The sequence below is a fragment of the Sphingomonas metalli genome, from assembly GCF_014641735.1.
Taxonomy (GTDB): domain Bacteria; phylum Pseudomonadota; class Alphaproteobacteria; order Sphingomonadales; family Sphingomonadaceae; genus Sphingomonas; species Sphingomonas metalli.
Genome location: NZ_BMIH01000003.1, coordinates 501,129 through 517,271, shown reverse-complemented (window position 1 = coordinate 517,271; position 16,143 = coordinate 501,129). Strand labels below are relative to the sequence as shown.

Genomic DNA, 16,143 nt, shown 5'->3' with positions numbered 1-16,143 from the left:
GTTGGAAAGATGGTGACGATCGCTGTTATTGCAAGGGAGGCGCTGGATCGGATCGTAGCCGAAACGGCCGCCGATCCGGAACGCGAGGCCTGTGGTCTCTTGCTGGGGACGGACGACGCCATCCTCGAGGCACGGCCGTGCGCGAATGTCGCGGACGATCCGGCGACCCGGTTCGAGATCAATCCCGTCGCGCTGCTGGCGGCGCATCGAGCCGCCCGCGCGGGGGATGCGAGGGTGATCGGCTGCTACCACTCGCACCCGAACGGATATGCCGCACCGTCGCCGCGCGATGCCGCCGATGCCGCTCCCGATTCCGGTCTGTGGCTGATCGCGGCGGGCAGCGTCGTGACGGCCTGGCGCGCGGTGCCGGACGGCGCGGTGCACGGCCGGTTCGACCCGGTGACGTTGCGCTGCGTCACGGGAGAGGCCATCACGGGCGTTCGCCATAAGGACATATCATGACGATCAGCCCGGTCGACTTCGCCAGCCTGCTCTGTTCGCGCCTCTGCCACGACCTGCTCTCGCCGGTGGGCGCGCTCAACAACGGGCTGGAGCTGCTCGCCGACGAGACCGACCCGGCGATGCGCGAACGGTGCATGACGCTGCTGGCGGACAGTGCGCGCACCTCGGCCAACAAGCTTAAATTCTATCGTCTCGCCTTCGGTGCCGGCGGCGGCCTTGGCGAAATGCTCGACCCCGGCGAGGCGCGCCAGGCGATCGAGGGGCTGCTATCCGACGCGAGGCGCACGACGCTCGGCTGGCTGGTCGAGGCGCCGCTGCTGCCGAAGGCGTCGGTGAAGGCGTTGCTGAACCTGGTCCTGATCGCCAACGAAGCGCTGGTCCGCGGCGGTTCGCTCGATGTCGGCGCCGAGGCGGGGGCGGAAGGCGCGCTGGAGATCGTCGTGCGGATCGCGGGTCCGCGCATCCTCCTCGATCCCTCGATCCGCACCATGCTGGTCGAGGGGCCGGTGAACGACGAGATCGGCGCGCGCGGCGCCGCCGCCTTCCTCGTCCACACCCTCGCCACCCAGGCCGGCGGCGCTGTGATGGTGTCCGAGCCGGCGGAGGGCGTGATGATGCTCGGCGCGCTGATGCGATTTCCCGATCAGGGATAACGTGCCGGGTAAAGCCGGCCTTAACTCCTTGCCGGGCATGGCGCTGACCGAAGGGCGATGACCAGACGCGCCCCGGAGGCCCATGGACGACCTGCTCCAGGAATTCATTGCCGAGACCCGCGAGACGCTGGAGGCGCTTTCCGGCGAGATCGTGCTGTGGGAGGCAAGCCCGGCCGACCGCGCCCGGCTCGACGCGATCTTCCGCTTCGTGCACACGGTCAAGGGAAGCTGCAGCTTTCTTGATCTGCCCAGGCTCGGGCGGCTCGCCCATGCGGCCGAGGACGTGCTCGCGGCGGTGCGCGACGGCCGGCGCGTGCCCGACACCGGGCTGGTCAGCGCGGTCCTGGCGATCGTCGATCGCATCGGGGAGTTGACCGAGGCGATCGCCGGGGGGCTGCCGCTCGACGGCATGGCCGACGATCTGCTCATCGCCGCCCTGGCCGAGGACGCGCGCCCGGCGACCGCCGCGGGGACGAGCGACACCGCGGCCGCGCAGGCGCGGGTCGCCGCCAGCAGCGTCCGCCTCGGGGTCGACCTGCTCGACCGCATGATGATCGGCATGTCGGAAATGGTGCTGGCCCGCAACGAGCTGGCCCGTCGGCTGCGCGAGCACGAACTCGATCCGCGGGTCGAGGGAGCGCTCGAGCGCCTGTCGCTCACCGTCGGCGAGATGCGCGACACCGTGACCCGTACCCGCATGCAGCGGATCAGCGCACTGTTCGCGGCGCTGCCGCGGATGGTGCGCGACACCGCGACCTCGCTCGGCAAGATCGTGACTCTCGACATCGAGGGTGCCGATGTCGAGCTCGACCGCGAGATGATCGAGCTGCTGCGCGATCCGCTGGTCCACATCATCCGCAACGCCGTCGATCACGGGATCGAAAGCCCGGTCGAGCGCCGCGCCGCCGGCAAGGTGGAGTCGGGCCATCTGCTGGTCGTGGCGCGGCAGACGGGCAACCAGATCGTCCTCGAAATCGGCGACGACGGCCGCGGCATCGACGTCGACCGGCTGGTGGAGAAGGCGCGGCTGGCCGGGCTGCATAGCGAGCGCCGGCTCGGCAGCATGTCGGACGGCGAGCGGCTGGACCTGATCTTCGAGCCGGGTCTGTCCAGCCGGGATGCGGTGACGAGCATCTCCGGCCGCGGCGTCGGCATGGACGTGGTTCGCGCCAATATCGAGCGGATCGGCGGCCGCGTGGCGTTGCGCAACCGGCCGGGTCGCGGGCTGACGATCGAATTGCAGGTGCCGCTGACCCTGTCGATCATTCCGACCATCCTGGTCGCGGTCGGCGAGCAGCGCTTCGCCCTGCCGCGCCAGTCGATCGAGGAGATCGTGGCGCTGCGCGGTCATGCGGTGCGGGTCGACGCCCTGGGCGATGCCATGGTCGCGACCGTGCGCGGCCGCCGGCTGCCGATGGTCGAGCTCGATACGCTGCTGGGCATCCCCGATGCGCAGATCACCGCGATCGCCATCGTCGCGACCCGCGACGGTCATTATGCCCTCGGCATCGGTGAGGTGCTCGATACCGAGGAGCTGGTGGTCAAGCCCGTGGCGCCTGCGGTCATGGCGTCGGGCCTCTATGCCGGGCAGACGCTGCCCGACAACGGGCGGCCGCTACTGCTGCTCGACGGCGCCGGCGTCGCGGCCGCGGCAGGTCTGCGCTTCATGCCGGCCGCGCAAGCGGCCGCGACGCACGCCGACGCCCAGATTGCCGGCATCACCGCCCTGTTGTTCGACGATCTGGACGGCATGCGCCGCGCGGTGCCGCTCGCCGCGGTCGACCGGGTCGAGACGGTGTCGTGCGGGGCGGTCCGGCGCACCGGCGGCCGCCTGCATCTTTCGCTCGAGGAGACCGTGATCCCGGTCGTCGCGGTGGGCGAGCTGCCGATGACCGGCCGGGTCGCCGTAGTGCGGCTCACCGACGGGTGCAGCGAATATGGCTATCTGGTCGAGGAAGCGCAGGAGATCGTCGCGTTGCCGGCCGAGATCGCGCCTGCGAGCGGGCGGCCGGGCATCGCCGGGGTGGCGATGATCGGTGGCGAGCAGGTCGAGCTGATCGATGTGCACGCGCTGTTCGCGGGCGAGCTGGCGCCGCCGGCGGCACGGCCGCTCTGCCTGCTCCAGTGCGACGGTTCCGGTTGGATGGAAACCTTCCTGCGTCCGGTCCTCGAAGCCGCAGGCTATCGGTGCGCGACCCGGCTGGGTGAGGGTGAGGTGGCCGGCGTGACGCTGACCCTCGCCGACGAAGCGGCGCCGGCGGCGACCGGCGCGCCGATCCTGCAGCTCAGCCGCCAGCCGGGGGCGAGGGGCATCTATCGCTACGACCGCGCGGCGCTGATCGCCGCGGTCGCGGCTACCATGGAGGCGCGGGCATGACCGAGCTGTTCCTGATCGTGTCGATCGCAGGCCGCTGGGTCGCGCTGCCCGCGACCGAGGTGAAATCGGCGGTCGATATCAGCGGCATCGTCGCGGTACCGCGCGCGCCGGCGGCGGTGCGCGGCCTTGCGGCGCTGCGCAGCCGGGTCGTCACGGTGATCGACACGGCGGTCTCCCTGGGCGGTCCGCCCACCGAGCCCGTCACTCGGGCGGTGATCGCCGAGGTGCAGGGCCATCACTATGCCCTGCTGATCGATGCGCTCGACGACGTGTTCGCGCTCGAACGCCAGCCGCTGTCGCCCGGCCTCGGCATGGAGGGGCAGTGGACAGCCTGCGCCACCGGCATCGTCGAGCGCGAGGGCGAGCCCTTGCTGGTGCTGGACCTGAGCTGCCTCGTGCCGAGCGGGCTCGCACAGGCGGCCTGACGGCCAATACCGTACAAAAGCCAAGGCGCTCTCGCGAGTTAAGACGGCGCTTACCGTTGGATCGCTAGGGAGTCGGGTGCGGAGCAAAGAGAAGGCGGATCGATGAAGACGTGTCTGGTGGTGGACGATTCGAAGGTGATCCGGAAGGTCGCGCGCCATATCCTCGAAACGCTGGACTTTTCGGTTCGCGAGGCCTGTGACGGGCGGGAAGCACTCGATGCCTGCCTGGAGTCGGCGCCCGACGTGATCCTGCTCGACTGGAACATGCCCGTCATGAGCGGGATGGAGTTCCTGCAGGCGCTCCGGGCGTCCGACATCGCGTCGCGTCCCAAGGTCGTGTTCTGCACCACGGAGAACGGCATGTCCTATATTCGCGCCGCGATCGAGGCGGGTGCGGACGAATATGTCATGAAGCCGTTCGACCGGGACACGCTGGAGAGCAAGCTCCAGATCGTCGGCCTCGCCTGAACGCCGGTCGGCGGCATTCCGCCACCATGGCAACCTCGCCGTTCCTTCCCGATCCCGGCCTGCCGCTGCCGCGGGTGCTGATCGTCGACGATTCGGTCGTCGCGCGCACGGTGATCGCACGCGTGATCGAGACGAGCGGCCGCTTCGTCGTCGCGGGTCTCGCAGGGTCGGCACTGGCCGCGATGCAGTTCCTGACCCGCGAGCAGGTCGACTTCATCCTGCTCGACCTCGCCATGCCCGGCATGGACGGGCTCAGCGCCCTGCCGGAGCTGATCGGGCTGGGGGGCAAGGCCCGGATCGTCATCGTCTCCTCCTCGACCCATGACGGCGCCGCGGAGACCGTGCGGGCACTCGCCCTGGGCGCGGCGGACACGATCGCCAAGCCGGAAGCCGGTGCGATGACCGGGCGGTTCGCCCAGGCACTGCTGGCCCGGCTGTCGCGGCTGATGGACGGTCGCGCGCCCGAGCTGCCGCCGATACGGCGGGCGAACCTTCCGGCGCAGGCACCGGTCGCGGCCGATGGCACCGCCTTCGACATGGTGGCGATCGGCGCGTCGACGGGCGGTATCCACGCGCTGGGCGCGATGCTGCAGAACCTGCCCGCCGCCTTCGTCCGGCCGATCCTGATCACCCAGCATCTGCCCCCCGCCTTCGTTCCCTATTTCGCCGCCCAGCTCGCGGCGATCGCCGGGCGCCCGTGCGACGTCGCCGAGGAGCGGATGCGCCTGCGGCCGGGGCGGATCGTCATTGCGCCGGGCAACGCCCATGCCCGCTGCGTCGCGCTGCCCGACGGCGGCGCGGCGATCCGGTTGACCGACGAACGGGTGCCGAGCGGCTGTCTGCCCTCGGTCGATCCGATGCTGGCATCGGCGGCGATGGTGTACGGACCGCGGGTCCTGGCGGTCATCCTGAGCGGCATGGGGCGCGACGGGGCGGAGGGCGCCCGACTGGTTCGCGAAGCGGGAGGAAGCGTGGTGGTGCAGGATCAGGCCAGCTCGACCGTCTGGGGCATGCCGGGCGCCGTCGTCGTGGCCGGGCTCGCCGACGCGATCATGCCGCCGGCGGCCATCGGGCGGCTGATGATCTCGGGGCGCCGGGCATGAGCGTGCGCACGACCGCTCCCTGCCGCCCCGACGCGTCGCCCGCACCGGCCTGCTCGGCCAACGCCCTGGCGGTCCTGTCGACGCTGCTGGAGGTCCGCACCGGCCAGCAGCTCGCCTCCTATCGGTCGTGGCGGCTCGACACCGCCCTCAAGCCCCTGCTGCGCGCCCGTGGGCTCGAGACGCTCGATCAGCTCGTCGTGCAGCTGCTCGACGGACAGGACAAGACAATCGGCGACCGGATCGTCGATGCGCTGGTCAACGGCGAGACCAGCTTCTTCCGCGACCAGCCCGTCTTCGATCTGATCGCCGAGGGGCTGAGCGGTGTCGAACGGCGTCGCGGCCGGACGAGGATCTGGTGCGCCGGATGCGCCACCGGGCAGGAGCCGCTGTCGCTGGCGATGATGTTCGCCGAGCGTGCGGAAAGTTCGGGCGAAACGCCGCCGGACATCGTCGCGACCGATATTTCCGAGGCCTCGCTGGCACGGGCGCGGGCCGCCCGCTACAACCAGTTCGAGATCCAGCGGGGCCTGCCGATCCGTCGCATGATGCGCTGGTTCACCGCCGACGAGGCGGACTGGGTCGCCCAGCCCCAACTGTTGCGGATGATCCAGTATCGTCGCCTCAACCTCGTGGCCGAGGGGCCGCCGGCCGGACGGTTCGATGCCATCCTGTGCCGTAACGTGCTCCTCTACCTCTCGCCTGCGACGAAGGCGCAGGTGTTCGCGCGGCTCGCCAGCGCCCTCGCTCCCGGGGGGCTGCTGGTCCTGGGGGCCGGCGAGACGGTGATCGGCCAGACCGGCCTGTTCGAGCCGAGCAAGACGCTCCGCGGCCTCTATGTCAGGACCGGCGCCTGACCCGCTGACCACTCGCCGGAACGCCAGGCCCTTGCCGTCGCCGGGTACTTGCGTCAGTCGTGGAGCGACATGAAGTTCATCGACACCCCGTCGCCCAACTGGGACGCGCGCACGCTGCCCATATCGATGATCGTGCTCCACTATACCGGCATGCCCGATGCGGAGGGCGCGATCGCGCGGCTGTGCGACCCGGCCGCCAAGGTCTCGGCCCATTATGTCGTCGAGGAGGATGGCCGGATCCATCGTCTGGTCGACGAGGCGAACCGCGCATGGCACGCCGGCGCGTCGCACTGGCGCAGCATCGATGACGTCAACTCGGCGAGCATCGGGATCGAGATCGTCAATCCCGGTCACGACTGGGGCTATCGCGACTTTCCGGCGGCGCAGATGGAGGCGGTGATCGCACTGGTCGCCGACATCAAGGACCGGCACGGGATCACCCGCGGCGACATCGTGGGTCACTCCGATGTCGCCCCGGCGCGCAAGCGCGATCCGGGCGAGCTCTTCCCCTGGGGCGCGCTCGCCCGGTTGCGCCTGGCCCTGCCGCGCCCGACGCGCAACCTGATGGACCCGGGCTGGACGGAGGCCGGCTTCTGCCTCGCCCTCGAGCGCTTCGGCTATGACGTCAGCGACCGCATGGCGGCGATCATGGCCTTCCAGCGCCGGTTCCGCCCGGAGATGATCGACGGCGAGATCGATGCCGAGTGCCGGATGATCCTCCTCGCGCTGCTGCTTCCCAAGCCGCAGGGAGATGCGTAAGGGCGGTTCCGGCCAGAGGGTCGGGCGACCGCGGGCGGGGTAACCCCGCGCGAGGAAAGTCCGGGCTCCGCGGAACGACGGTGCCGGGTAACGCCCGGCGGGGGCGACCCCAGGGACAGTGCCACAGAGAGCAGACGGCGCGGGCTTCGGCCTCGCCACGGTGAAAGGGTGCGGCAAGAGCGCACCGCGCGGCCGGTAACGGAAGCGGCATGGCAAACCCCACCGGGAGCAAGATCGAATAGGGGTGGCATGGGCCTGTCCGCAGGTCCGGGGCGTGTTCCCGCCCGCCGCCCGGGTTGATTGCTGGAGGCGGCGCGCAAGCGTCGTCGTAGAGGAATGGTCGCCCATCCTCGTGGCTCGCCACGAGGGGGACAGAACCCGGCTTACAGACCCTCTGGCCTTTTCCCCGCCCGCGTCTAGGTTCGCAACCGGCGAGTCCAGGAGAGCGTGCGATGCGGGTGAGCGAATGGATGGCGGGCGCGGCGATCGCGGTCGCGGCGACGATGGCGGGCGCGCAGGCGCCGGCGCCGTCCGCAGCCCCGACCGTGCAGCAGGCCTTCGACGCCGCCGCCGCGCTCGACGCGGGCAAGGACGCCGATGCCGCCGTGGCCGCCTGGACGGCGCTCGAGGCGCGGGTCAAGCCGGGCAGCCGCAGTCAGGCGATCGTAATGGTCCGCAAGGGCGGCGCGCTGTTTCGCGCGGGCAAGGTCGAGGATGCCGACGCCGCCCTGCGCCGCGGGTTGGGCGCGCTGCCGACCGGCGACGCCTCGCTCGCGCATGATCGGGCATTGGCCTATCTCCTGCTCGGCACGGTCGCGCACTCGACCCTCGACTATGCGGGCGCAGCGAGCGAGTTCGAGAAGTCCGAGGCGGCGGCCCAGGACCCGGTCGACAAGCTGCGCGCCGCGCTGGCGCTGGTTCAGGTTCAGGCCTTTGTCGATCCCGCCGCCGCAGCCCGCGCGCTCCAGCGGACGGACGGCTATGTCGCTGGCCTGGGCAAGGTCGACAAGCAGGTTTCCGCCGTCGTCGCGCGGCGGCGGACGCTGCTGGCGCTCAACACGGGCGATTTCGCCGCGGCGCGGACCAGCGCCCTGGCATCGGTGGCTGCCATGGGCGGCCTGACCGAGCGGACGAGCATCGACGATGTCGAAGCCAGGGGCGACGCGGCGCTGGCGCTGATCCTGCTCGGGCAGCGCGACAAGGCGCGGGAATATATGGCGATGACGGGGGCCGGCCGGCAGCTGAAGGGCGGCTTCGGTCCCGGCGAGCAGGTCACGGTCCCCGACTGCGGCGGCGAGGCGGAGCTGAAGCCTGCCGATGTTGCGGTGGTCCAGTTCAGCATCCGCGACGACGGCACCGTAGGCATGGTCGAGCCGGTCTATGCGGCCGGGGGCGGCAGGGTCGCCCTGGAATTCGCCCGGGCGGTGCGCAGCTGGTACTGGTCGCCGGAAGAGCTGGCCAGCATACCGGCCTTCTATCGGTACAATGTACGGGTCGAGATGCGGTGCTCGACCGCCTTCTCGCGTCCTTCCATATACGCGACGCTCGACGGGGGAATCGCGCGATGGCTGACCGATCAGGGCCTCGACACCGAGGTTCCGGCAGACCAGACCGCCGCCACCCGGCCGGGCGAGCAGCAGGCGTTGACGCAGGCGGCGGCGAAGGACCCGCAGTCGCTGCAAACGCTGCGCGCGGCCTGGACGCTGGCCAACAATCCGACGCTTCCCCGGGAAGAGCGCACCCGCCTGTACCAACAGGCGCTCGCCGTGGCCGTGCAGCGCAAGGCACCGGTCATGGTCCGGCTGGCGCTCGATCTGCCGGCGCGGGTCACCGGGCAGGTCGATCCGTCGAAGATGCGGGAGATGCTCGCGCTCCTCACCCGGATGCTCGCCGAGCCCGACTATAGCGGCGATGCGCAGGCCCAGGCCGCGATCCGGATGATCGGGACCGACTATCTGCCCGTCGGCAGCGGTCGCACCCGGGCCATGCTCGACTGGCTGCGGCCGATCGCAGCCGACGCCCGCCTGGCGAAGACCGACTCGTACCGGGTAGGTGCGCTGGTGCGGATCGCCTCGGCGGAGCAACGCGCCGGAGACCTCGCCGCCGCGCGGACGAGCTTCGCCGCATCGGGCCTGAGCGCGGATCAGTGCGCGGTCCTCGATTCCGCGCCGAAGCTCCTCAACCTGCCCGGATCGGACGCCTTTCCGCGGGAGGCGCAGCAATGGGGCTTCGAGGGCTGGACTCAGGTCCAGTACGACATCCGGGCCGACGGCCGCACGGACAATGTCCGTACGCTGCTGAGCTACCCGGCCTTCGTCTTTTCGAAGGCCGCCAGCGACGTCGCGACCCAGGCCAGGTTCGAGAAGACCTTCCGGCCCGATGGCGGTCTCGGCTGCGGCGGATCGAAGCAGCGCGTCCTGTTCCGGCTGCCGAACGGCTGACCCGCCGAAAGCCGGTTTCGCTCAGACCAGTACCGCCTCGGGCCGCCCGACCTCTTCGAGGCGCGTGTCGCGGTCGATCTCCATCAGCGGCTTGAGCAGCCCGTCGCGGATATCATAGACCCAGCCGTGCAGCGTCAGTTCGCGGCCGGCGGCGAATGCCTTCTGCACCGTCTCCGTCCGCGCCAGGTTGATGAGCTGGTCGCGAACGTTCATCTCGACCAGCCGGTCGACCCGCTGGGCCTCGGGCACCGCGGCCAGTTCGTCGGCATGGGCATGGGCGACATCGCGGGCGTTCGCCAGCCAGGTGTCGACCGGCCCGGTCGTATTCCCTGCGAGCGTCGCCTTGATCCCGCCGCAGCCGTGATGGCCGCAGATCACGATGTTCGGCACCTCCAGCACGTCGACCGCATATTGCAGCACAGACAGCAGGTTGAGATCGTCGGCATGGACCAGGTTGGCGATGTTCCGATGGATGAACATCAGGCCGGGCAGCGACTGGGTCTTCTGTTCGGGACTGACGCGGCTGTCCGAACAGCCGATCCAGAGGAACTGCGGCTTCTGCCCCGCCACCTGCCGGCTGAAGAAGTCCGCATTCTCGTCGGTCAGCTCGGCCGCCCAGGCACGATTGGCGAGGAGCAGTTGCTTGGCGATCTTCATGCGTAGCGGACCTCGGCGAGAGGGGCGTTGATCTTGGGGGCCGTCTTCTCGGCGATGTCGCCGCGCAGGATGACGCGGATGTCGCGGAACGCGGCGTTCTTGATGAAGGCGTTGATGATGTCGACATTGTCGAGATCGACGAAGTTGGTCGAGGTGAGGTCAATCATCAGGTTCGCCCCGTCGGGCACCTTCACCAGGCTCTTCTGCAATTCGTACTTGTGGATAAAGTAGAGGTTGCGGCGGGCCCGGACCAGCCAGTCGTCGCCGGCATGCGCCACGGTGATCGCGGTGCGGAAGTTGCGCGCGATGACGAAGACGAAGCCGACCGCCATGCCGATCATGATCCCTTCGAGCAGGTCGGTGAACAGGATCGCGACGACGGTCGCGACCAGCGGCACGAACTGCGACCAGCCCTGCTTGAAGCGCTCGGCGAACAGCTTGGGCTTGGTGAGCTTGTAGCCGGTCGCGATTAGCACGGCGGCCAGCGCCGACAGGGGGATCATGTTGAGCACCGCCGGGATCAGCGCGACCGAGACGAGCAGCCAGATGCCGTGGAGGATCGTCGACAGCTTGCTGTCCGCGCCGGAGTCGACATTGGCGGACGAGCGGACGATCACCGAGGTGACGGGCAGGCCCCCGATCAGCCCCGACACGATATTGCCGCCGCCCTGCGCCATCAGCTCCCAGTTCTTGTCGGTCGTGCGGCGCTTCGGATCGATCTCGTCGATCGCCTTGACCGACAGCAGCGACTCGAGGCTCGCGACGATCGCCAGCGTCACCGCCGTGCTCCACACCGCACCCATGCCGATCGCGCTGAAGTCGGGCAGCGAGAAGAGCTTGACGAACTCGCTCGGGGCCCCCGCGATCGGCACCTGAACGAGGTGCTTGGCGGTCAGCTGCCAGTCCGGGCGGACGACGCCGAGCAGCATGTTGCCGACCACCCCGATCACCACCACGACCAACGGGCCGGGAAGGAAGCGCAGCGGCCCCTGTTTGGGGCGCGCATGATCCCACCAGAAGAGGAAGACGAGGCTGATGGCGGCGATCAGCACCGCGCCCGGCGTGAGGCGGCCCGAGACGCTCTCGGTCAACCGGGTCAGCGTGTTGAGCCCGTCGGCCGTCGAGAACTCGAATATCCCCTCCGCCTCGGCGTCATAGCCGACCGCATGCGGGATCTGCTTCAGGATCAGGATCAGCCCGATCGCGGCCAGCATGCCGGTGATGACGGAGGAGGGCACGAACTCGGCCAGGATGCCGGCGCGGGTGAAGGAGAAGGCGAGCTGCAACACGCCGGCGAGCATCACCGCCAGCGTGAAGGCCTGGAAGGTCGGCAGGCTTTCGATGGCGGCGAGGACGATGACCGTCAGACCGGCCGCGGGGCCGCTGACCGACAGCGGCGATTTCGACAGGCTGCCGACGACGATGCCGCCGACCACGCCCGCGATGATCCCCGAGAAGAGCGGCGCGCCCGACGCCAGGGCCACGCCCAGGCACAGGGGGAGCGCGACCAGCGCGACCACGATCGAGGCGGGAATGTCCGCCCGGGCGCTGGAGAGGAACGATCGTTGGGCGGTCAAACGCGGCTCCTATGCTCGATTCGCTTCATCGTACCGAACCGGCCATGAAGATTAGATGACGTAAGTGTCATGTTCAGCGTGCGAAGAAAAGAGGTGTCGTGCGGGCGTTACGCAGATCGCTTCCGGTTCGTCCGGGTCGAGCGGAGCAGTTGCGCGACGCGTGTCTCGGCTTATGTCGGGAGCGATGGCGTACCGGCCGACACGTTCGAACGACTGGGGTTTCCCCCGCTGGCGAGGCTATGGCTCGGGGCGCGAGGCGAAGCCCGTGCGGCTCTGCGATCGCGACGGCTGCGGTCGCCCCGGCGACTGCCCGGCACCGAAATCCCCCAACAATCCCGATCGCTGGTATTTCTGCCAGGACCACGCCGCCGAGTATAATCGCGGCTGGGACTATTTTCAGGGCCTGTCCGCCGAAGAGGCGGCGGCGCGCGAGGCGGACGAGTCGCGCGGCGCGCGGGGCTATGAACAGGCGCGCCACTATGCCTGGGGAGGCTCCGGCGACGGCACCCGCTCGCGCGACGAACAGCGGGCGCTGACCGCATTGGGGCTGGACGTGGATGCCGACTTCGAGGCGGTGCGGATGGCATGGCGGCGGCTTGCCAAGGAAAATCATCCGGACGTGCGGCCGAACGATCCCGATGCGGCAGTGAAATTCCAGGCGGTGCAGGCCGCCTATGAGGTGCTGCGCGCCGCCGAGGAGCGGCGGGCGGCGTGACCCGCATCGCGAAGAAGAGCGGCTGGGCCAACGTCGTGCTGGTCTGCGGCAAATGCTCCAGGAAGGTCGGGCGCAGCTTTGGCCCGGACGAGGATCAGACCCTCGTCAAGGCGCTGCGACGCATGTCCGGGAAGGGACGGAAGGCGCGTGTCGGCGTGGTCGAGACGCGATGCCTGAAGCTTTGCCCGAAACATGCGGTGACGGTCGTGGACAGCCGCCGCCCGGCCGAGTGGCTGGTCGTGCCGCCGGGCGAGCCGATCGAGGCATTGGCCGTGCAACTGGGGATCGGGCCGGCTGAGTAAATCCCCGGCCGGCAATCCGAGCGGTAGTGCCCTTTGGCCTATGCGTAACGCGCCGCGGTTTCCCGGATCAGCGCGATCATGTTCGGAATACCCTGCGTACGGTTGGAACTGAGCTGGCGCGACAGGTCGAAGGGCTGCAGCGCTGCCGCCACATCCGTCGCCAGTATCGCCGCCGCGGTCCGATCCTGCACCGCATGCAGCACCAGCGCGATGATACCCTTGGTGATCGCGGCGTTCGAGTCGGCGAGGAAGTGGAGCGTGCCGTCCGCCGCGCGGGTCGGATAGACCCATACCGAGGCGGAGCAGCCGCGCACCAGCGTCGCCTCGGTCTTCAGCGCCTCCGGCATCGGCTCCAGCGCGCGGCCGAGATCGATCAGCAGGCGGTAGCGGTCGTCGGGATCGAGGAAGTCATATTCCTCGCGGATATCGTCCAGGCTCTGCATTGCGCGGCGGCGGTACAGGCTGGGGCGGGGGGGAGCAATGCCCCGGTACCTACAGCTCCACCCCGGCGGCGATCGCCTCCAGCTTGCGGATGCGCTCCTTGAGGTCGGCGATCTCGATGCGGGCGCCGGCGGGGGCGCCGGCATTGCCGGTCGAGACCCGGTCCAGCTCGGTGCGCTTGAGCTGGAGCCAGCCGCGCCAGCCGGCAAGGCCGCCGGTGACGACCATCGCCAGTCCGGCGAGACCCGATAGCGAGAGGGTGACGGTAACGAAGGGATCGGTCATTTTGCCGCCTCCTTTCAGCGGTCGCGCAGCCGCTCGATCTCGCGATCGAGGTCGATGCTGCCATGATTGTCGGTCACGACACGTTCCAGCACCGCGACCCGCTCCTTGAGCTGGCGGATCTCGTCCTGCGCGCGCTGCGCCTCGGCATGCTGGAGGTGATAGTCCTGCTGCATGCCGCGCATCCTGTAGCGCGGTGCCAGCACCTTCCCGATCGTCACGATCAGCACGATCATGACGACCATCGAGAACGGGCCCATCGGTTATAACTCCCTCTATGTGTTGTTATATTTGTCAGTTGATCCGCGGCGTCGATGGCTCGTCGCCGCGCAGTCGCTCGATTTCCTGGGAAAGGTCATGCCCACGGTCGGTCACGATCCGCTCCAGCACCCGCACCCTCTGCTCCAGCCGCTCGGTCTGGGCGGCATATTGCGCCGCCCGTTCCGCGGTCTGCGCGTTGAGCGCCGCCGACATCGTCTCCTTGTGCTTCAGCCAGCGCTTGAACATGTCGCCGCCCACGCCGAGGATGATCGGCAGTCCCACGACGATCATGAAGAAGGCGATGACGAAAAGGGGCTTGTCCATGATCCGGCTCCTCAGTTCGACGCGGTGCGCAGGCGATCGATCTCGTGGCTCAGCAGGGTGCCGCCATCGGTGACGATGCGCTCGACATTGGCCAGTCGGTCCTTGACCGAGCCGAGTTCGGCCCGCAGCTGGGCGTTCTCCTGGCTGAGGAGCTTGATCCGTTCGACCGACTCCTCGTCCTTGCGGGGGTAGATGGCCTGGCCCCAGGCGCCGTCGAGCGGATAGCCGTTCTTGATCCGCATCCAGGTCGTCAGCACCCAGCCGCCGACCGCGAAGAGCATGATGACCGCGATCAGCGGGAACAGCATGCGGATGATTTCGAGTGTGTCCGGGTTCATTCCAGATCTCCTTCGTCGGCCCGTCAGCGCAGGCTGTCGATTTCGCGGGCGGTGCGGTGGGCGGGGTCGGTGACGATGCGTTCCAGCACCGCGATCCGCTCCTCCAGCCGGCCGACCTGCCCGGCGAGCTTCTCATTGTCGGTGGTCAGTAGCCGGATCTTGCGGTCCGCATCGGGACCGGCGTCCTGGCCGCCCCGGTTGTCGGTCGGCGCATAGCCGTGCCGGGTCCGGATCCAGTTGTTGATGACAATGCCGAAGGTCGAGATCGCGATGATCGCGATGACGAAACCCGGTCCTCCCCAGCTCATCGTTCGTCTCCCCTGTTCTGTTGGACGGCGCGGATTCAGCGCAGCGCGTCGATCTCGTCAGCCAGCGCGGTGTTGCGGCTGGTGAAGTGGGTTTCCATGTCGGCCAACCGGCGGTCGATGTCGCGCAGCTTGGAGCGGACCTCGGCGGTCGAGCGCTTCGGATTGGTGCGCACGCCCTGCCAGAATTTCTGGTCCTCGTCGGACTGGTAGAGGCCGATCGGCTTGGTCTTGGCGAAATAGGCGATCACGAAGTAGCTGATCGGCACCCAGGGAAAGCCAGCGCCGGTGACCGTCAGCAGCACGGCCGCCAGTCGGACCCAGAGGACGTCGATCCCGGTATAGTCGGAGATCCCGGCGCAGACGCCCTTCCACTGGGCATCCTGCTTGTTGAGGTAGAATTGTGTGCGGGCGGCCATCTCAGTTGCTCCGGCTATGGGTGCGGTCGAGGCTGTATTGGGTCGGCGTCTGCGGGGCGTTCAGCCCGGGGCGCCAGTCGGGATTGTCGGCGGCGACGATCCGCTCGACGGTGTTGAGGCGATCCTCCAGGCGGCGGGCGAGATTGTACATCTCGTCCAGCATCCGCTCGTCCTCCTCGGTGATCTTCGGAGCGGCGCGCCACTTGGTGACATAGTGAAGGACGATCCAGGGCAGGCCGATGAACAGCATGCCGACGACCCCGATCGGAACCAGCACGTCTTCCATCGGATCAGCCCTCCGTCTTGCCGGACAGGCGCGCCTTCAGCGCGGCCAGTTCGGCGTCGACCCGATCGCTCTGCCGCAGCTCGGCGATCTCGTCCTCCAGCGACTTGGTGACGCCCAGGCCCAGCGCTTCCGCGCGGCCCTCCGCCTCGTCGGCCCGGCGTTCCAGTTCGCCGAAGCGGCTGAACGCTTCCTGCGTTTTCGGCCCGGCGTACATGTCGCGCAGGCGATAGCGGTTGTTCGCGCTCTCGATGCGGGTCTGGATGTTGGACTGCTTGTTGCGCGCCTCGCGCAGGCGGGCCTGCAACTTGGCGATGTCCTCCTCCGAAGCGCGCAGCGCGTCGTCGAGCACCTGTACCTCGGCGGTCAGCTGGTCCGCCATGTCGGTCGCCTTCTGCCGCTCGACCAGCGCGGCCTTGGCCAGATCCTCGCGATCCTTCGACAGCGCCAGCTCCGCCTTCTCGGTCCAGCTCGTCTGAAGCTGCTCCAGCTTGGCGATGTGCCGGCGCATCTCCTTCTGGTCGGCGATGGTCCGCGCCGCCGAGGCCCGGACCTCGACCAGGGTCTCCTCCATTTCGAGGATGATCATCCGGATCATCTTCGCCGGGTCTTCTGCCTTGTCGAGCAGATCGGCGAAATTGGCGGCGACGATGTCGCGGGTTCGGCTGAAGATTCCCATCATGAACTCCTGAGGGGC

Annotated in this window: 22 protein-coding genes and 1 other RNA gene; 12 read left to right on the top strand and 11 right to left on the bottom strand. The window is 69.0% G+C overall.

Annotated features, from left to right (window positions below):
* The first annotated feature begins 9 nt into the window (after positions 1–9).
* The 10 genes from IEX18_RS12795 (at position 10) to IEX18_RS12750 (ending at position 9,542) form a co-directional block, all read left to right on the top strand.
* The gene (locus IEX18_RS12795) at positions 10–462 is read left to right on the top strand and encodes a M67 family metallopeptidase (protein WP_188659140.1); all 453 of its coding nucleotides are present in this window, start codon (positions 10–12) and stop codon (positions 460–462) included.
* Complete coding sequence (locus IEX18_RS12790; protein WP_188659139.1) at positions 459–1,115, top strand: histidine phosphotransferase family protein; 657 nt, start codon at positions 459–461, stop codon at positions 1,113–1,115. The genes IEX18_RS12795 and IEX18_RS12790 overlap by 4 nt, the downstream gene beginning before the upstream one ends.
* 82 nt (positions 1,116–1,197) lie before the next feature.
* Positions 1,198–3,492, top strand: coding sequence for a chemotaxis protein CheA (locus IEX18_RS12785; protein ID WP_188659138.1), 2,295 nt, complete (start codon positions 1,198–1,200; stop codon positions 3,490–3,492).
* Entirely contained in the window at positions 3,489–3,917 is a 429-nt protein-coding gene (locus IEX18_RS12780; protein ID WP_188659137.1) for a chemotaxis protein CheW, read from the top strand. The genes IEX18_RS12785 and IEX18_RS12780 overlap by 4 nt, the downstream gene beginning before the upstream one ends.
* Before the next feature lie 102 nt (positions 3,918–4,019).
* On the top strand, positions 4,020–4,385 hold the full coding sequence (locus tag IEX18_RS12775; RefSeq protein WP_188659136.1) for a response regulator: 366 nt from the start codon (positions 4,020–4,022) through the stop codon (positions 4,383–4,385).
* A gap of 26 nt (positions 4,386–4,411) precedes the next feature.
* Positions 4,412–5,488, top strand: coding sequence for a chemotaxis protein CheB (locus IEX18_RS12770; protein ID WP_188659135.1), 1,077 nt, complete (start codon positions 4,412–4,414; stop codon positions 5,486–5,488).
* Positions 5,485–6,342: a CheR family methyltransferase gene (locus tag IEX18_RS12765; RefSeq protein WP_188659134.1), complete on the top strand. Its 858-nt coding sequence runs from the start codon at positions 5,485–5,487 to the stop codon at positions 6,340–6,342. Before IEX18_RS12770 ends, IEX18_RS12765 begins: the two co-directional genes overlap by 4 nt.
* 69 nt (positions 6,343–6,411) lie before the next feature.
* A complete protein-coding gene (locus IEX18_RS12760) occupies positions 6,412–7,101 on the top strand; it encodes an N-acetylmuramoyl-L-alanine amidase (protein WP_188659133.1) in 690 nt (229 codons plus the stop codon).
* Positions 7,102–7,113: 12 nt separating this feature from the next.
* Positions 7,114–7,503: RNase P RNA component class A (gene rnpB / locus IEX18_RS12755), an RNA gene on the top strand.
* Between the two features lie 50 nt (positions 7,504–7,553).
* Complete coding sequence (locus tag IEX18_RS12750; RefSeq protein ID WP_188659132.1) at positions 7,554–9,542, top strand: energy transducer TonB; 1,989 nt, start codon at positions 7,554–7,556, stop codon at positions 9,540–9,542.
* Positions 9,543–9,563: 21 nt separating this feature from the next.
* Here IEX18_RS12750 and IEX18_RS12745 read toward each other — a convergent pair whose 3' ends face one another.
* Positions 9,564–10,199 carry a carbonic anhydrase gene (locus IEX18_RS12745; RefSeq protein ID WP_188659131.1) on the bottom strand — a complete coding sequence of 212 codons (636 nt, stop codon included), beginning with the start codon at positions 10,197–10,199 and terminating at the stop codon, positions 9,564–9,566.
* Positions 10,196–11,776 (bottom strand): SulP family inorganic anion transporter, encoded by a 1,581-nt coding sequence (locus IEX18_RS12740; protein WP_188659130.1) that lies wholly within the window; start codon positions 11,774–11,776, stop codon positions 10,196–10,198. Before IEX18_RS12740 ends, IEX18_RS12745 begins: the two co-directional genes overlap by 4 nt.
* A 184-nt stretch (positions 11,777–11,960) precedes the next feature.
* Between IEX18_RS12740 and IEX18_RS12735 the strand changes: the two genes are divergently transcribed.
* Both IEX18_RS12735 and IEX18_RS12730 read left to right on the top strand, forming a co-directional pair.
* Positions 11,961–12,491: a J domain-containing protein gene (locus IEX18_RS12735; RefSeq protein WP_188659129.1), complete on the top strand. Its 531-nt coding sequence runs from the start codon at positions 11,961–11,963 to the stop codon at positions 12,489–12,491.
* Complete coding sequence (locus IEX18_RS12730; protein ID WP_188659128.1) at positions 12,488–12,793, top strand: (2Fe-2S) ferredoxin domain-containing protein; 306 nt, start codon at positions 12,488–12,490, stop codon at positions 12,791–12,793. The genes IEX18_RS12735 and IEX18_RS12730 overlap by 4 nt, the downstream gene beginning before the upstream one ends.
* A gap of 38 nt (positions 12,794–12,831) precedes the next feature.
* Here IEX18_RS12730 and IEX18_RS12725 read toward each other — a convergent pair whose 3' ends face one another.
* The 9 genes from IEX18_RS12725 to pspA are packed head-to-tail and all read right to left on the bottom strand — an operon-like array spanning position 12,832 to position 16,125.
* Positions 12,832–13,236: a SufE family protein gene (locus tag IEX18_RS12725; protein ID WP_188659127.1), complete on the bottom strand. Its 405-nt coding sequence runs from the start codon at positions 13,234–13,236 to the stop codon at positions 12,832–12,834.
* 49 nt (positions 13,237–13,285) lie between these two features.
* Positions 13,286–13,519, bottom strand: coding sequence for a hypothetical protein (locus IEX18_RS12720; protein ID WP_188659126.1), 234 nt, complete (start codon positions 13,517–13,519; stop codon positions 13,286–13,288).
* A 14-nt stretch (positions 13,520–13,533) separates the two neighbouring features.
* Positions 13,534–13,776, bottom strand: a complete 243-nt coding sequence (locus IEX18_RS12715; protein WP_188659125.1) for a hypothetical protein — start codon at positions 13,774–13,776, stop codon at positions 13,534–13,536.
* Between the two features lie 34 nt (positions 13,777–13,810).
* Entirely contained in the window at positions 13,811–14,101 is a 291-nt protein-coding gene (locus IEX18_RS12710) for a hypothetical protein (protein ID WP_188659124.1), read from the bottom strand.
* Between the two features lie 11 nt (positions 14,102–14,112).
* Positions 14,113–14,439 carry a hypothetical protein gene (locus tag IEX18_RS12705; RefSeq protein WP_188659123.1) on the bottom strand — a complete coding sequence of 109 codons (327 nt, stop codon included), beginning with the start codon at positions 14,437–14,439 and terminating at the stop codon, positions 14,113–14,115.
* Between the two features lie 23 nt (positions 14,440–14,462).
* Positions 14,463–14,747 carry a hypothetical protein gene (locus tag IEX18_RS12700; protein WP_188659122.1) on the bottom strand — a complete coding sequence of 95 codons (285 nt, stop codon included), beginning with the start codon at positions 14,745–14,747 and terminating at the stop codon, positions 14,463–14,465.
* Positions 14,748–14,782: 35 nt separating this feature from the next.
* Entirely contained in the window at positions 14,783–15,163 is a 381-nt protein-coding gene (gene pspC / locus IEX18_RS12695; protein WP_188659121.1) for an envelope stress response membrane protein PspC, read from the bottom strand.
* Position 15,164: 1 nt separating this feature from the next.
* On the bottom strand, positions 15,165–15,449 hold the full coding sequence (pspB, locus tag IEX18_RS12690) for an envelope stress response membrane protein PspB (protein WP_188659120.1): 285 nt from the start codon (positions 15,447–15,449) through the stop codon (positions 15,165–15,167).
* Between the two features lie 4 nt (positions 15,450–15,453).
* A complete protein-coding gene (gene pspA / locus IEX18_RS12685) occupies positions 15,454–16,125 on the bottom strand; it encodes a phage shock protein PspA (RefSeq protein WP_188659437.1) in 672 nt (223 codons plus the stop codon).
* Between the last annotated feature and the right edge of the window lie 18 nt (positions 16,126–16,143).

Bases quoted from the DNA above. Each gene is read 5' to 3' on its own strand.
- IEX18_RS12795 (WP_188659140.1), top strand. From the start codon at position 10: ATGGTGACGATCGCTGTTATTGCAAGGGAGGCGCTGGATCGGATCGTA.
- IEX18_RS12790 (WP_188659139.1), top strand. From the start codon at position 459: ATGACGATCAGCCCGGTCGACTTCGCCAGCCTGCTCTGTTCGCGCCTC.
- IEX18_RS12785 (WP_188659138.1), top strand. From the start codon at position 1,198: ATGGACGACCTGCTCCAGGAATTCATTGCCGAGACCCGCGAGACGCTG.
- IEX18_RS12780 (WP_188659137.1), top strand. From the start codon at position 3,489: ATGACCGAGCTGTTCCTGATCGTGTCGATCGCAGGCCGCTGGGTCGCG.
- IEX18_RS12775 (WP_188659136.1), top strand. From the start codon at position 4,020: ATGAAGACGTGTCTGGTGGTGGACGATTCGAAGGTGATCCGGAAGGTC.
- IEX18_RS12770 (WP_188659135.1), top strand. From the start codon at position 4,412: ATGGCAACCTCGCCGTTCCTTCCCGATCCCGGCCTGCCGCTGCCGCGG.
- IEX18_RS12765 (WP_188659134.1), top strand. From the start codon at position 5,485: ATGAGCGTGCGCACGACCGCTCCCTGCCGCCCCGACGCGTCGCCCGCA.
- IEX18_RS12760 (WP_188659133.1), top strand. From the start codon at position 6,412: ATGAAGTTCATCGACACCCCGTCGCCCAACTGGGACGCGCGCACGCTG.
- IEX18_RS12750 (WP_188659132.1), top strand. From the start codon at position 7,554: ATGCGGGTGAGCGAATGGATGGCGGGCGCGGCGATCGCGGTCGCGGCG.
- IEX18_RS12745 (WP_188659131.1), bottom strand. From the start codon at position 10,199: ATGAAGATCGCCAAGCAACTGCTCCTCGCCAATCGTGCCTGGGCGGCC.
- IEX18_RS12735 (WP_188659129.1), top strand. From the start codon at position 11,961: ATGGCGTACCGGCCGACACGTTCGAACGACTGGGGTTTCCCCCGCTGG.
- IEX18_RS12725 (WP_188659127.1), bottom strand. From the start codon at position 13,236: ATGCAGAGCCTGGACGATATCCGCGAGGAATATGACTTCCTCGATCCC.
- IEX18_RS12720 (WP_188659126.1), bottom strand. From the start codon at position 13,519: ATGACCGATCCCTTCGTTACCGTCACCCTCTCGCTATCGGGTCTCGCC.
- IEX18_RS12715 (WP_188659125.1), bottom strand. From the start codon at position 13,776: ATGGGCCCGTTCTCGATGGTCGTCATGATCGTGCTGATCGTGACGATC.
- IEX18_RS12710 (WP_188659124.1), bottom strand. From the start codon at position 14,101: ATGGACAAGCCCCTTTTCGTCATCGCCTTCTTCATGATCGTCGTGGGA.
- IEX18_RS12705 (WP_188659123.1), bottom strand. From the start codon at position 14,439: ATGAACCCGGACACACTCGAAATCATCCGCATGCTGTTCCCGCTGATC.
- IEX18_RS12700 (WP_188659122.1), bottom strand. From the start codon at position 14,747: ATGAGCTGGGGAGGACCGGGTTTCGTCATCGCGATCATCGCGATCTCG.
- pspC (WP_188659121.1), bottom strand. From the start codon at position 15,163: ATGGCCGCCCGCACACAATTCTACCTCAACAAGCAGGATGCCCAGTGG.
- pspB (WP_188659120.1), bottom strand. From the start codon at position 15,449: ATGGAAGACGTGCTGGTTCCGATCGGGGTCGTCGGCATGCTGTTCATC.
- pspA (WP_188659437.1), bottom strand. From the start codon at position 16,125: ATGGGAATCTTCAGCCGAACCCGCGACATCGTCGCCGCCAATTTCGCC.